Source organism: Vibrio sp. Vb339 (genome assembly GCF_902751245.1).
Taxonomy (GTDB): domain Bacteria; phylum Pseudomonadota; class Gammaproteobacteria; order Enterobacterales; family Vibrionaceae; genus Vibrio; species Vibrio coralliirubri.
In genome coordinates, this window is record NZ_CADDIS010000002.1 from 342,933 (window position 1) to 356,729 (window position 13,797).

13 protein-coding genes are annotated in these 13,797 nt (G+C 43.7%); 4 read left to right on the top strand and 9 right to left on the bottom strand.

Annotation, left to right across the window (positions count from 1 at the left end; translation table 11 throughout):
• Positions 1–119: 119 nt before the first annotated feature.
• The 9 genes from HRQ85_RS10425 to ccoN all read right to left on the bottom strand — a co-directional run bounded on the left by HRQ85_RS10425 (position 120) and on the right by ccoN (position 8,041).
• On the bottom strand, positions 120–866 hold the full coding sequence (locus tag HRQ85_RS10425) for an FNR family transcription factor (protein ID WP_017632474.1): 747 nt from the start codon (positions 864–866) through the stop codon (positions 120–122).
• Positions 867–952: 86 nt separating this feature from the next.
• Complete coding sequence (locus HRQ85_RS10430; protein ID WP_048658745.1) at positions 953–1,627, bottom strand: sulfite exporter TauE/SafE family protein; 675 nt, start codon at positions 1,625–1,627, stop codon at positions 953–955.
• The gene (gene ccoS / locus HRQ85_RS10435) at positions 1,617–1,853 is read right to left on the bottom strand and encodes a cbb3-type cytochrome oxidase assembly protein CcoS (RefSeq protein WP_048658746.1); all 237 of its coding nucleotides are present in this window, start codon (positions 1,851–1,853) and stop codon (positions 1,617–1,619) included. Before ccoS ends, HRQ85_RS10430 begins: the two co-directional genes overlap by 11 nt.
• Positions 1,853–4,225, bottom strand: coding sequence for a heavy metal translocating P-type ATPase (locus tag HRQ85_RS10440; RefSeq protein WP_172379557.1), 2,373 nt, complete (start codon positions 4,223–4,225; stop codon positions 1,853–1,855). Before HRQ85_RS10440 ends, ccoS begins: the two co-directional genes overlap by 1 nt.
• Positions 4,226–4,230: 5 nt before the next feature.
• Entirely contained in the window at positions 4,231–4,710 is a 480-nt protein-coding gene (locus HRQ85_RS10445; protein WP_017059641.1) for a FixH family protein, read from the bottom strand.
• A gap of 108 nt (positions 4,711–4,818) precedes the next feature.
• Entirely contained in the window at positions 4,819–5,793 is a 975-nt protein-coding gene (gene ccoP / locus HRQ85_RS10450; RefSeq protein WP_017063857.1) for a cytochrome-c oxidase, cbb3-type subunit III, read from the bottom strand.
• On the bottom strand, positions 5,793–5,966 hold the full coding sequence (locus HRQ85_RS10455) for a CcoQ/FixQ family Cbb3-type cytochrome c oxidase assembly chaperone (RefSeq protein ID WP_004733679.1): 174 nt from the start codon (positions 5,964–5,966) through the stop codon (positions 5,793–5,795). Before HRQ85_RS10455 ends, ccoP begins: the two co-directional genes overlap by 1 nt.
• Before the next feature lie 9 nt (positions 5,967–5,975).
• Positions 5,976–6,596 (bottom strand): cytochrome-c oxidase, cbb3-type subunit II, encoded by a 621-nt coding sequence (gene ccoO / locus HRQ85_RS10460; protein WP_017059643.1) that lies wholly within the window; start codon positions 6,594–6,596, stop codon positions 5,976–5,978.
• A gap of 11 nt (positions 6,597–6,607) precedes the next feature.
• Entirely contained in the window at positions 6,608–8,041 is a 1,434-nt protein-coding gene (gene ccoN / locus HRQ85_RS10465) for a cytochrome-c oxidase, cbb3-type subunit I (RefSeq protein ID WP_009846707.1), read from the bottom strand.
• Positions 8,042–8,293: 252 nt separating this feature from the next.
• Here ccoN and HRQ85_RS10470 point away from each other — a divergent pair, with 252 nt between their 5' ends.
• The 4 genes from HRQ85_RS10470 to HRQ85_RS10485 all read left to right on the top strand — a co-directional run bounded on the left by HRQ85_RS10470 (position 8,294) and on the right by HRQ85_RS10485 (position 13,309).
• Positions 8,294–8,659: a hypothetical protein gene (locus HRQ85_RS10470; protein ID WP_048610975.1), complete on the top strand. Its 366-nt coding sequence runs from the start codon at positions 8,294–8,296 to the stop codon at positions 8,657–8,659.
• Positions 8,660–8,774: 115 nt separating this feature from the next.
• Positions 8,775–9,959, top strand: coding sequence for an FIST signal transduction protein (locus HRQ85_RS10475; protein ID WP_050645568.1), 1,185 nt, complete (start codon positions 8,775–8,777; stop codon positions 9,957–9,959).
• Positions 9,959–11,680 carry an ATP-binding protein gene (locus HRQ85_RS10480; RefSeq protein WP_050645569.1) on the top strand — a complete coding sequence of 574 codons (1,722 nt, stop codon included), beginning with the start codon at positions 9,959–9,961 and terminating at the stop codon, positions 11,678–11,680. Before HRQ85_RS10475 ends, HRQ85_RS10480 begins: the two co-directional genes overlap by 1 nt.
• 282 nt (positions 11,681–11,962) lie before the next feature.
• The gene (locus tag HRQ85_RS10485) at positions 11,963–13,309 is read left to right on the top strand and encodes an ISNCY family transposase (RefSeq protein WP_172380054.1); all 1,347 of its coding nucleotides are present in this window, start codon (positions 11,963–11,965) and stop codon (positions 13,307–13,309) included.
• Positions 13,310–13,797: the final 488 nt, after the last annotated feature.

The following is a 13,797-nucleotide window of genomic DNA, read 5'->3' on the forward strand; positions in this document are numbered from 1 at the left end:
TTTCAGACCGAACATATAAATAATGTAGCGTAGTTATGGAGAGATTAAGAGAAATATAAGAGGTTTTAAGAGAGAAACATGATGTAGCTCATTATTGAACTACATCATTGATATCTAGACTATTCTTTTGAAACGCCAGCAAGTTCCATCAACGCATCGTGATCTTCGATAGTGATATATTTGCCTTTAACGCTCAAGATGTCTGCTTTTTGGAAACGACCTAAAAGACGGCTGATTGTTTCAACAGTCAAGCCAAGGTAGTTACCAATATCGCCACGAGTCATCGTTAGGCGGAACTCACGCGGGCTGAAGCCACGCTGAGAGAAGCGAGTAGAAAGGTTGTAAAGGAATGCAGCAAGACGCTCTTCCGCGTTCTTCTTAGAAAGAAGCAGAATCATTTCTTGGTCACCTTTAATCTCGTTACTCATCAGGCGCATAATTTGCTGACGCAATTTAGGCATTTTTCCTGATAGGTCATCAAGAATCTCATATGGGATTTCACATACCATAGAAGTTTCTAGCGCTTGTGCGAAACTAGGGTGTAGGTCACCAGTAATCGCATCGAAGCCAACAAGATCGCCCGCTAGGTGGAATGCAGTAATCTGCTCATCACCTTGCTCGGTAATCGTGTAGCTCTTGATCGTTCCAGAGCGAATAGCGTATAGAGATTTAAGCTCGTCACCGGCTTTAAATAACTCTTGGCCTTTTTGAATAGGCTTTTTTCTCTCAATGATCTGATCAAGTTGATCGAGTTCAGATTCATTCAAAGTAAACGGAATACAGAGCTGGCTAATACTACAATCCTGGCAATGGATCGCACAACCACCAGACTGAACACGTTTCGTCACAGGCTTTTCAGAAATCATAACAATCTTTCACTATTTGATATACGTCAATATTTTAGCATTCCTTAATCCTAAAGGGTAGTAAAAAAACCGGATTTAAAGAATGGCTATACGGTATAAATAATGAGCTGTAGCGCCATATATCCGGTATAGAAGCCGTAAATGAGGATTAAAATTGCGCCTAGTTGGCGAAATAAGTCAGCTTGTTGCAGTTTTTTGAGGAAATTGGCACCCATGCCAACTGTTAACATTGCCGGAAGCGTGCCTAAACCGAAAGCAAGCATGATACCGGCTCCGTTGTACCAACTTCCTGATACGGCTGCCCACGTAAGCATAGAGTAAACCAGGCCGCATGGAAGCCAACCCCAAATAAAGCCAAACGGCAAAGCATGGCTAGGGTGCTTCAATGGTAGAAATGATTTACCTAAAGGAGATATATAGCGCCATAGTTTCTGTCCGATCTTTTCAAAGAACAACAAGCCGAACCACCATTTACCGATATACAAACCTAAGACGATCATAAAGCCAGCAGCAAATAATCGCAGCCAACCCAGCAGAGCGTTAAAATCGCTTAGCTGACCTATCGAAGAAATTGCACCGCCAATCACACCACCAATCACGGCATAACTTAGCAAGCGTCCTAGGTTATAAAGTAGGGGAATAACAGGGGAAGGTTTACTGTTGCCAATCGAAAGAAGCGACGCAATACCACCACACATTCCCATGCAGTGGCCTGCGCCGATCAATCCAACAACAAAGGCTCCGATCCAATCAGGCGTCATCGTTCTTTTTGTCTACGTTAGTTTGGCTTTCGCTGTAAGCTGTCTCATTCTTGACAGGTTTGCTATCAGAATGGTTGTGAGCCTTTTCGTCTTCATCAAACAGAATGTTGTGACCTTGACGTTCTAGATCTTCAAACTGTTCGCTCTTCACCGCCCATAGAAAAATACCAACAGCGATGCACACTAGTACAATCGCAATGGGGATCAGGATGTATAAACTTTCCATTATTTACCTTGCTCTTTTAAAAGCCTTAACGAGTTAGACACAACAATAATAGAGCTGGCAGACATGCCAACAACGGCGATGTATGGAGCAACCAAACCTGCAACAGCCAATGGAAGAATGAGTAAGTTATACCCTAATGACCAAGCTAGGTTTTCACGAATTATCTTACGCGTTTTTAACGCCAAAGTACGCGACTTAAGTAATCTATCGAGTTTATCACCCAACAACACCATATCCGCAGAAGCTTTCGCCACATCCGTACCGCCACCCATAGCAACTGAAAGGTGAGCACCCGCAAGAATAGGGGCATCGTTAATGCCATCGCCAACCATCATGGTAATGTCACTTGCATCTCGAGAGTTCAAGTAAGCAAGTTTATCTTCAGGCTTCGCGTTAGCAACAATGTCTGTAATACCGATCTCTTCAGCAACAGGCTTCGCGTTAATCAAAGAATCGCCAGTAAGCAGAGTCGTTTTGATTCCCGCTTCTTTAAATTGCTTAATAAACTCGATGCTTTCTTTGCGAATGGGATCTTCATAAGTAAACGTTGCGATATGACGGCCCGCCATCGACAAGTAAATACCGTTACTTTCCGATGGTTGAGCTTCACCCAAAATGAACTCACTACTGCCGATCGCTACTTCCAGGCCATTCCACTCACCAGTAATACCTGAACCGATCACGTTATTGACAGACTCTACTTCAATATCATCTGAAATATGAGTTTTGAACGCTTTCGCAATAGGGTGGTTAGCGTGTTGCTCCAAGCTCGCCGCTACTTTGAGACAGGTGTCTTTATCAAGCTCAGCGAAGGTTTCAACTTGGCTGATACGAATATCACCCTCAGTCAATGTGCCTGTTTTATCAATGATCAAGTGATTCACTTTGCACAAGGTTTCAAATACATGGCCTTTACGCAGCAAGATACCGAAGTTACCCATACGAGAAGTGGAACAGGTAATTGCCGTCGGTGTCGCGAGTGACAGAGCACACGGACAAGTCGCAACGAGTACAGACAACATGATCCAGAAAGCGTCTTCTGGTCGTGTTTGGTGCCAGTAGAACCAAGTGCCAAATGAAATGATCAAGATAACCGCAACAAAGTATCGCGCTACTACATCGGCAATTTCAGCAATTCTAGGCTTAGAAAGTTGCGCTTCATCTTGCAGGCGAACGATATTGGAAATCACAGAATCCGCTTTTGATGTCATCACTTCCAGTTCAAACGACTCGTCACCATTCAATGTACCAGCGAAGACAGTATCACCCTCGTTTTTTACTACGTGGATAGATTCACCAGTCAGCATCGATTCATCAATATGAACTCGACCAGACAGTACTTTGCCATCGGCAGGAATGTGTTCACCCGGAAGAACGCGAATTTGGTCGCCAACTTTTAAGGTTTTTACCGGAACTTGTTCGCCATCTAACGTTGTTGCCATAGCAGGAACGAGCTTAAGCAGGTTACCACTAGCAGCAGCTGCTTTACGACGAGCGCGCATTTCAAGGAAACGACCAAGCAGTAAGAAGAAGGTAAACATCGAGATAGATTCGAAGAATACTTCACCTTTCTCTGTCACCGTTGCGACCAAACTTGCAACATAGGCAAACAACAGAGCAATCGACACAGGCACATCCATACCCAATGTTCGACCTTTAAGGCTACGCCACGCATTGATATAGAAAGGCAATGCAGAGTAGAGCAGAACCGGTGTTGCAAAGATTAAGCTCACCCAACGGAAGTAGCTTTTGAATTCGGGTTCAAGGTTACCAAAGACTTCAAGATAAAGCGCCACAGCCAGCATCATGACCTGCATGGTTGCTAAACCAGCAATACCAAGACGATAGAGATAATTCTTCATCGAACGATGATAGGCGGCTTCTTGTTGATCAGCCTCGAATGGTGCGGCTTTGTAGCCTAAGGTATGGATTGCAGACAACAGCTCGCTCAGTTTTGTCTGAGTGTTGTCCCAACTGAGCAGGGCGCGGTTAGTCGTGGTATTAACACGAATACTAACAACCCCTAACTTTGAAGAGACTTGCTTCTCAATAAGCCATGCACAAGCAGCACAAGAGACACCTTCTAGTGACAATGTCACTTCAGAGGTGTTTTCAGAGTTACGGACGAACTCCAATTGAACATCTTCGTTGTCGTAATGACTGAGTGCCAGAAGTTGCTCTGGCACTAGATCTGCTTTTTCAGCTGGAGCGGTACGATATTGGTAGTAAGAGACCAAACCGCTATCAACGATTGTCTGGGCTACGGTTTCGCAACCCGGACAACACATAAGTCGCACCGATCCTAAGATTTCTACTTTAAAATCCGTTTCCGCTGGTACATCTTCACCGCAGTGATAACAGGATTCACACATAAGCTTTAGTTCGTTAGTTGAGTAGGAGTATCAATAGGGAAGTTCATGCGACCTTGCACTAACCATTCAGAATCATGCGGAGAAAGCTCGATAAACCATGGACCTTGCATTTCATGGTCCAGAGTCAACGTGTAGTTGCCTCTCGCATCAGCGGTCAGTAGCTGAGTAAAATCACGATCAGGCAGCGTTCGGTGCACGAACATTGCGCTAATAGCAGGGAAGTGGTCTAGCTTGCCTTTGTCTAGGGTAATGATAACTGAGTTACCTTTCTCGCTAACTGAAGCTGATAGGCCAAGCTCTTTAGCAACATTTACTTTCGAAATGTCGACATTAATACCTTTACCTTTTTTATAGTAATCTTCAGTGACAACGTTAACTGAATGGTTGGTAAGTATCGCGACTCGAACCAATGTTAGCATAGAAACGCCAACGGTTAGGAAGATCAAAAACCACGGCCAAAACTGCTTATACCAAGGTTGTTCCATATTATTATTCTCAATATATACAATGAAATAAAACTAATTTTTACAAACACTTAAGGTTATAACTGTAAAAGAAAGACAGCCCCTTAAGAAGGGGCTGTTATTATTATGTTACTCTTTATCTGAGTTGCTGAGGCTCCAGACATAGGCAGAGACGAGCTGAACCTTATCCTCACCGAGGATGTCCTTCCAAGCCGGCATTACACCAGAACGTCCGTACATGACTGTTTCCGTCACATCAGCGCGAGAATCGCCGAATAGCCAGTCACGGTCAGTCAGGTCAGGGGCGCCAACAGCAGGGTTACCCTTACCATCAGTACCGTGACACGCTGCACACACTACAAAGCGCGCTTTACCAGCTTCTGCTTCACGTGCGTTTACGCTACGACCAGAAAGACTAAGCGTGTAGCTAACTACTTCTTTTACGCCTTCTTCGCCAAGAGCGTCTTTCCAACCTGGCATTTGACCGACACGACCATGCATGATGGTAGTAACGATAGCTTGTGGTTCACCACCATATAGCCATGCGTCATCAGTCAGGTTCGGGAAACCTTTCTGACCACGTGCATCAGAGCCGTGACACTGAGAACAGTTTTGTAGGAACAAACGTTGGCCCACTTTGATTGCATCAGCATCTGATGCAATGTCAGGGACAGAACGTAGACCATTTTCGTCGTGAGCTAGCTTTCTGAATGCTTCACCAAAGTAGGTGTCTGCATCATCAAGCTCTTTCGCGTATGCGTCTAACTGTTTGTTTGCTTGCGCAGCAGCGATTGCAGAGCGAGACTCTTCTACGCTACGAACTGTTTGGTTTGAACTCGTCCAACCTAGTAGACCTTTAAAGTTGCCAAGGCCTGGGTATAGAGCTAGATAAACAGCTGCAAACACAATTGTGCTAACGAAAAGGTATGTCCACCATTTAGGTAGCGGGTTATTAAGCTCACGAATACCATCGTATTCATGACCCATGTCCTGACCTTCTTCTACACCTGTTTTATCGTTGGAACACCAACGAAGTAAGGCTGCACAGCCAATCAACGTGCCGATTGTGATTACTGTTACCCAAATACTCCAGAATGTACTCATTACTTCGTCACTCCTTGATTTTTATCTTTCGCAGGTGCTTCATCAGCGAACACTAGGTTTGCATCTTCGTCGAAGCGCGACTTACGATTTTTACCGAAAGCCCACCAAACGATGCCGATGAAACAAGCAAAAACAGTAACAGTCCAAACACTTTGAAATGTAATAATGTCCATAATTATTCCTTATTTCATTGCGTGGCCAAGCGATTGAAGGTAAGCGATGATTGCATCCATCTCTGTTTTTCCTTCAACATCTTGTTTAGCGTTAGCAATTTGTTCGTCTGTGTAAGGAACACCAAATTGATTACGGAAGATTTCAAGCTTCTGTTTAGTCAATTTGCCATCAAGTACATTCTCAGCAAGCCATGGGAAACCAGGCATGTTTGATTCAGGAACAAGTTCACGAGGGTCGATAAGGTGAACACGGTGCCACTCATCAGAGTAACGATCACCAACACGCGCTAGATCAGGACCAGTACGCTTAGAACCCCATAGGAATGGGTGTTCCCAAACACTTTCGCCAGCTACAGAGTAGTGACCATAACGTTCAGTTTCAGAGCGGAAAGGACGAATCATTTGGCTGTGACATACGTTACAACCTTCGCGAATGTAGATATCACGACCTTCCATTTCCAGAGCAGAGTAAACACGTAGATTTTCTACAGGTTCAGTAGTCTGCTTTTGGAAAATAAGTGGGGTAATTTCTACTAAAGCACCAAAACTGATAGCAATAACGATAAGAATCGCTAGTAGGCCAACGTTCTTCTCTACCAACTCATGGCGATTATTTGAATTTGAGCTCATTCTAAATCTCCTTAAGCCGGTTGAGGGATAGCTTTAAGGCTATCTTTAGGTGCAGAAACAGTTTTGTACGTGTTGTATGCCATTAAGAACATACCTGATAGGAAGATGAAACCACCTAAGAAACGTACAAAGTAGAACGGGTAAGACGCTTCTACAGATTCAACAAAGCTGTAAGTTAATGTACCGTCAGAGTTAACTGCACGCCACATCAGACCTTGCATCACACCAGAGATCCACATTGCAACAATGTAGAAAACCGTACCAATCGTTGCCAACCAGAAGTGAACATTGATTAGAGATACAGAGTACATACGCTCTTGACCAAATAGTTTAGGAACTAAGTGGTAAACCGAACCGATAGAAACCATTGCAACCCAACCTAACGCACCAGAGTGTACGTGACCGATAGTCCAGTCCGTGTAGTGAGATAGTGCGTTAACCGTTTTGATTGCCATCATTGGGCCTTCGAAAGTCGACATGCCGTAGAATGATAGAGAAACGATTAGGAAACGTAGGATTGGGTCGTAGCGAAGCTTATGCCACGCACCAGATAGAGTCATAATACCGTTAATCATGCCACCCCAAGATGGAGCAAACAGAACCAAAGACATAACCATACCTAGAGATTGAGTCCAGTCAGGAAGTGCAGTGTAGTGTAGGTGGTGAGGACCAGCCCAGATATACAGAGACACGAGAGCCCAGAAGTGAACAATCGACAAACGGTAAGAGTAAACAGGGCGACCAGCTTGTTTAGGAACGAAGTAGTACATCATACCTAGGAAACCAGCTGTCAATAGGAAGCCTACCGCATTATGTCCGTACCACCATTGCACCATTGCATCGATCGCACCGGAATAAATCGAGTACGATTTAAACGCGGAGACAGGAACAGCTAGGCTGTTAACGATGTGCAACACGGCAACCGTGATGATGAAGGCTCCGAAGAACCAGTTTGCTACGTAAATGTGCGATGTCTTACGTTTAATCATGGTTCCGAAGAACACGACCGCATAAGCTACCCACACAAGAGTAATAGCAATATCGATTGGCCATTCAAGTTCTGCGTATTCTTTACCAGAGGTTAAACCTAACGGTAAAGTAATTGCAGCGGACAGGATAATCGCTTGCCAACCCCAAAAGGTAAAGGCTACGAGAGGGCCACCAAAGAGACGCGTCTGACAGGTACGTTGTACAACATAATATGATGTTGCAAACAGCGCACTTGTACCGAACGCAAAAATAACCGCATTAGTATGCAGGGGACGTAAACGACTGTACGTCAACCACGGCGTATCAAAGTTTAGCTGTGGCCAAACTAATTGAGCGGCAATCAAAACACCAACGCCCATACCGACAATACCCCACAAAATTGTAACTAGGGTAAATTGACGGACGACCGTATAGTTGTAGTTTTGTTCAAGCTGCTTTTCTTGGCTCATTTGCATGCTTCCAATTTCTTATTTACTACACTTTACTTCCAACACGACTCACGTCGTAATGCCACCCAAATTAGAAAAGGAAATTCAGCCTATTCAGGGCTTTATTTCCACTTGCTGATTTTAAAAAAAAGTGGCATTTTCAACGCGACACTATACTTGAATTAACAAATCAATGACAGAGTAGTAACCTTACGCTTGGTCTGGAATTGGATTTTTATTTAAAAACTTTGAACTTTGTAACAAGGAGTAAAGATTATAATGGCGGCACAAAAGCTAACAAAAGGCAGGCTTGTTCAAATTATCGTCATGTTGGTTATTTTAATAGCTGCATTTACTTGGAGAACAGTAACATACGATAATAACGAAACAGTAAACTGTATAGTTTCAAAACCTTGTGAATTTGGTATTGATAATCATAATGTTTTAATTTCGGGCGATAACCTAGGGTATTCGATCGAAACATCTAAAACTGGCAAATTTATCATTAGCTATAATGAAAGCGGAATTCTGGAAGAAAAAGGGCCATCAAATTGGCTGTTACAAACTAATGATAAGACCTCCTCAATAACGGTTACATTTCCACAACAGGTGAGCACGTTTTCTGTAAACTTGTCCAAAGAGTAACAGAGATAAAACTGGGGCACGCCTCGGGTCTTTTGATAGAAATATGTACCAAATCAGTGAAACACAATGCATTAAAGTGTTATAAAGAGAGCATTAATAAAGTTACCCAGAATCTATGAAATTTCTATCAAAAGTCTCTTACTCCCTAGACGATAAAATCGCAGTAGATGAGTTGCTCTGCGGGGTGGAAAACCCTGACGATATTGCTTGTCTTATTTGCTACTGCACAGAAGAGTATTCGACACTCGCTGTGCAGAGATATTTCGTAGATGCTCTCCCTAACACTCCCATACATGGCTGTACTACTTGTCACGGCATTATGACCGAAACTGGTTTTCATTCTGGTCCAGTCATTGGCGTCCTCATTATTTATGACTCGGGGATCAACGCCTATGGTACGGGAATCGAACATTTCAGCGACTCCATAGGCCGCAGTACCTTCAACGCGATAGACAAAGCACTCAAGAGCGCCAACCGAGAAGGTGAAATCCCTGATCTTATCTTGTTGCATTCCACACCGGGTAACGAAGAAAAGGTGATGGCGGCTATCGATAAGAAATTTGGTACTGAAGTGCCAATTATTGGTGGCAGTGCTGCAGACAATCAGGTTTCAGGAAACTGGAGTATCTTCACCGAAGAGTCGCTGTCTATAAATGGCGTATCTTTAACGGTGGTGTTTGCGTCTCAGTCCATCTATTCCTCTTTCAGCGCCGGTCATACACCCACGCGCTATTCAGGCACCGTGACAAAAGTAAGAAACCGAATATTGTTGGAGATAGACCACAGGCCAGCCGTCACCGTTTATAACGAATGGACTAATTTCCACTTAGGTGGCAGTGATGATGGTTATATCTTCGAAAAGTCGTCAGTCTACCCATTAGGCAGGAAAGTTGGCTCTTCTTACGATTACCCATATTTCAAATTGTCTCATTCGATCAGAGAGACGGAGTGTAATGGGATTGAGCTGTTCACAGACATCAGTGAAGGCGACACCATCTACCTGATGCAAGGGTCTAAGCAGCAGTTGATTAGCCGGGCCGCGAATATCATTCACTCCTCATACTACAACGACATGGATCTTGAAGAGAAACTAGGGGCGATCAATATCTTTTGTGCCGGTCCAATGTTGAACCTTAAACAAGATATGGATGAGGTTTGTGACCAAATAAATCAAGCACTTAATGGGCTTCCATACATATGTCCATTTACGTTTGGTGAACAAGGCAGGCTCTCTGGTGGTGAGAATGCACACGGGAATTTAATGGTATCGTCTGCAACGTTTTATAGGTTGAAAAAGTAATGGGTTCTGAAGGTCAAGAAGCGCTGCAAGAAGCACGTATTGAACTGCAAAAACTAAAAGCCCGTGAGCGAAAACTGGCTGAAGAGAACAGGGTGATCTTATCAACCATCTCTGCGATCAGTAAGGCGAGTAACATATCTGAGATATTCTCCAGTCTTGAGTTCGTGCTCAAAAAGTACATTAAGTTTGATGATTTTATCGTGGTATCAAGGGTAGGGAACGAAGGCAGTTTCAAAACCCTGCTAAGCAATAACAAAGTCTTCGAACAGATGAATTGGAGCGATTGTGGCAAGCTATCGCGAGTCATCAATGGTGAATGCGCCATCCTTTTCGAACCCAAGTCTCTTGGGGAATTCAACTCTCTGCATCCCATTGTTCTCGACCAAATCAACTCCGTTCTTATTACGGGTATAGATAGCGGACTAACACAATCCGTCATCATATTTATCCACTCAAATACCAAGCACTTTAGTATTGAAACCAAGGCCACACTAAACCGTTTCCGACCGTTGATAGAGCGTGCTGTTTTCGATATTGAGAACAAAGAAAAGCTTGAAGCAACCGTTCGAGAACGTACAGCAGAGCTTGTCACAGCAAGAAAAGACGCAGAAAGAGCCAACAAGGCCAAGTCTGAATTCCTCGCGATGATGAGTCATGAATTAAGAACTCCGCTAAATGCCATCATTGGCCTAATAGACACCCTAAAATCCACATCATTGAACGAAGAACAACAGTCTATACTGCTTAATATGAGTACATCATCTGAGCTTTTATTGGCAATTATCAGTGACGTATTGGATTTTTCTAAGATTGAATCTGGATGTTTCTCATTAGCTCCTCAATGGAGCAATGTAAGAGACACTGTAACTTTTGTATTATCTGAACAAAAGAAGACAGCAGACGATAAAGGTTTGGCGCTAACAGTAACCAGCGATATCCCTGAGGGTGAACTGCATTACATCGACCCAAGCCGATTAGCACAGATCCTATTTAACCTGATTGGTAACGCGATTAAGTTCACTGAACATGGGCATGTGCATGTTTCTATCAAGTACCAGCAGAGCTCTTTCTATATAACGGTGGAAGACACAGGGATTGGCATTAGCTCGCAACAACTTTCGTCGCTGTTCAGTCCATTTGTACAAGCTGATAGCACAATCACACGCAGATTTGGTGGCACCGGTTTAGGCTTGGCTATCACTAAAAGACTGGTTGAGCTAATGCGCGGGCGCATATCGGTAGAGAGTGAGCCTGGAAAAGGTTCCAAATTTGAAGTACAGCTACCAGTGCTTACTAGAGTTACGAATAATCTGGCTAACAACGAAGATGAATCTTCACGAGAGTTGAGAAGCCGATATTCAGTGTTAGTTGTCGAAGACAATCCAACGAATCAAATGGTGATCAAATTAATCCTAACGCGACAAGGCCACGAAGTTTTCATCGCAAGCAACGGTGAGGAAGCGATTGGTTTTGTGGAAAGAGCCAATGACTCGATAGACATTATCTTAATGGATGTGTCGATGCCGGTCATGGATGGATTAACCACAACCAAATACATGAGAGACGCGAACATCAAAACACCAATCGTCGCACTAACAGCACACACATCAGTAGAAGACAAATGTTCGTGCTTGGATGTCGGCATGAATGATTTCGTGACCAAGCCAGTAAGAACCAAAGAGATCACAGAAGCCATTGATCGATTAATGCTTGAAGTCTAATAAACGTATTCTTAATCGAAGATTAGGAAATATGTTTATTAGGTATTTTATGGTAAATAGCCTTACTGTTAAATAGAACGTCGATTTGATAGATAAACAAGAGGCAGGGCATCACACAGAGATACCTGCCTTATAAACACCAAAACCAATTTAACATAATATACATAATGCGCAGTAATGGTGTTAGAGCAATTTAGTAATGTCCGGTTTGAGCCATTTTAAAATGTCCTCCTAAGCTTACCTATATTGGTCTGCTTAGGAGTTATCCGGATGCTTATTACTATGAGTGAAAAAGATATTCATCGATTCAAGGTGCTTACTGACGTACGTGAAAAACGACTACGCCAAGTTGACGCCGCTATAATTTTGAATCTGTCTGCGCGCCATATCCGACGTTTGGTGAACAAACTGGTCTCTCTTGGTGCTCAAAGTCTTACACACGCAGCGCGTGGACGCCCAAGTAATCGACGCTACTCAGAACATTTCAGAATTGAAATACTGAAACTTATCCGTGAGCATTACTCTGACTTCTCACCAACGTTCGCTCTGGAAAAACTGACTGAACGACACAATCTATCCGTCTCTAAAGAAACACTCCGTCAATGGATGATCGCCGACGGACTGTGGCTTCCACATTCACAACGCAAACCTCGAGTCTATCAGCCTCGTTACCGTCGTGATTGCTTGGGTGAACTTATCCAAATTGACGGCTCCCATCATGACTGGTTTGAAGGCCGCAGCGACAAATGCTGCCTATTGGTGTTCATTGATGATGCGACTGGCCGTTTGATGAACCTAAGATTCAGCGAGACAGAATCCGCATTTGACTACATGTTGACCACGCGTGAATACCTCAATGAGCACGGTAAACCCATCGCATTTTACAGTGACAAGCACTCAATTTTTCGAGTGAATCAGGAGAAACACAAACAAGTTGGCCAAACTCAATACAGGCGCGTGCTGAAAGAACTGGCCATAGAACTCATCTGTGCCAACAGCTCCCAAGCCAAAGGCCGCGTTGAGCGAGCCAACCTCACGCTGCAAGACCGACTGGTTAAAGAGATGCGCTTACAAGGTATCGACACCATCGAACAAGCCAACGCCTGGCTTCCCTACTTCATCGCCGATTTTAACCATCGCTTTGCTAAGCCCGCTCAATACCCAAAAGACATGCATCGCCCGGTTCGAGAGTCCAAGCAAGAACTCGACGATATTTTCAGTTGGCAAGAAACCCGCAAGCTCTCAAAGTCGCTGACATTTCAATACGATAAAGTGATTTATCTCATTGAACCTACTGAAGAAAACAGCCGACTAGCGCACGAACATGTCAAGATACTCGACTACCCAAACGGTGAAATCGCCATCCAATACGGGCATCGAAAACTCGAATTCAAAACCTTCGACAAACTCGAGCACGTTCAACAAACCCAAATCGTCGACAACAAACGCCTCGGCCAAGTTTTAAAATTTGCTCAGCAACAACAAGAAGAATTCGAACAACAACAGCAACGAACCCGCAGTAAGAAAGCCCCCAAGCGCCGTGCACAACAAAGAGCCCTTCAAACAGCGCCTCGAGCCATCAACCCTGTCCTCACCGAACCATTCAAAGCTTCCAGTCGAAAGACCTAACAAGGGGACATTTCTATTTGGGACAAATGAGGACATTTTAAAGTGGGATTGACAAATGGAGATTAAGATCTGTGAGTGTTCGTAGCCTTATTACCAGTAGATTTCACGTACAGCGCCGCATGAATCTATCTATTTACTTTATGGCTTTGACTCTGCGTTAATTGAATTAAATCGTGATGGCTTTATCACATGTCTGCTCAAACTTAATTAAGACTTCTAATTACGCATGCTTCTCCAAAGTTAGTCCAGAGTCTCTGCTGGTTGAGAATTAAAAACTATTACGCTGATTTTGTTTCCCGAAAGAACCTAGATGATTAACGCTTCCACTAACTCTCGGTCTATTGTCCGTACTACCACTTGTTTATCTATGTTGGCTTGTTCTTCACCAAATTGAATCAACTATCAACGCCATCAGTAACATCCGTACTCGTTTTTCAAACCACTGACTTTGAATTTTCTGATGCCCAACGGTCATTGTGACCAAACTG

Bases quoted from the DNA above. Each gene is read 5' to 3' on its own strand.
- ccoP (WP_017063857.1), bottom strand. From the start codon at position 5,793: ATGAGTACATTCTGGAGTATTTGGGTAACAGTAATCACAATCGGCACG.
- HRQ85_RS10440 (WP_172379557.1), bottom strand. From the start codon at position 4,225: ATGTGTGAATCCTGTTATCACTGCGGTGAAGATGTACCAGCGGAAACG.
- HRQ85_RS10425 (WP_017632474.1), bottom strand. From the start codon at position 866: ATGATTTCTGAAAAGCCTGTGACGAAACGTGTTCAGTCTGGTGGTTGT.
- HRQ85_RS10470 (WP_048610975.1), top strand. From the start codon at position 8,294: ATGGCGGCACAAAAGCTAACAAAAGGCAGGCTTGTTCAAATTATCGTC.
- ccoS (WP_048658746.1), bottom strand. From the start codon at position 1,853: ATGGAAAGTTTATACATCCTGATCCCCATTGCGATTGTACTAGTGTGC.
- ccoO (WP_017059643.1), bottom strand. From the start codon at position 6,596: ATGAGCTCAAATTCAAATAATCGCCATGAGTTGGTAGAGAAGAACGTT.
- HRQ85_RS10430 (WP_048658745.1), bottom strand. From the start codon at position 1,627: ATGACGCCTGATTGGATCGGAGCCTTTGTTGTTGGATTGATCGGCGCA.
- HRQ85_RS10480 (WP_050645569.1), top strand. From the start codon at position 9,959: ATGGGTTCTGAAGGTCAAGAAGCGCTGCAAGAAGCACGTATTGAACTG.
- ccoN (WP_009846707.1), bottom strand. From the start codon at position 8,041: ATGCAAATGAGCCAAGAAAAGCAGCTTGAACAAAACTACAACTATACG.
- HRQ85_RS10455 (WP_004733679.1), bottom strand. From the start codon at position 5,966: ATGGACATTATTACATTTCAAAGTGTTTGGACTGTTACTGTTTTTGCT.
- HRQ85_RS10445 (WP_017059641.1), bottom strand. From the start codon at position 4,710: ATGGAACAACCTTGGTATAAGCAGTTTTGGCCGTGGTTTTTGATCTTC.
- HRQ85_RS10475 (WP_050645568.1), top strand. From the start codon at position 8,775: ATGAAATTTCTATCAAAAGTCTCTTACTCCCTAGACGATAAAATCGCA.
- HRQ85_RS10485 (WP_172380054.1), top strand. From the start codon at position 11,963: ATGAGTGAAAAAGATATTCATCGATTCAAGGTGCTTACTGACGTACGT.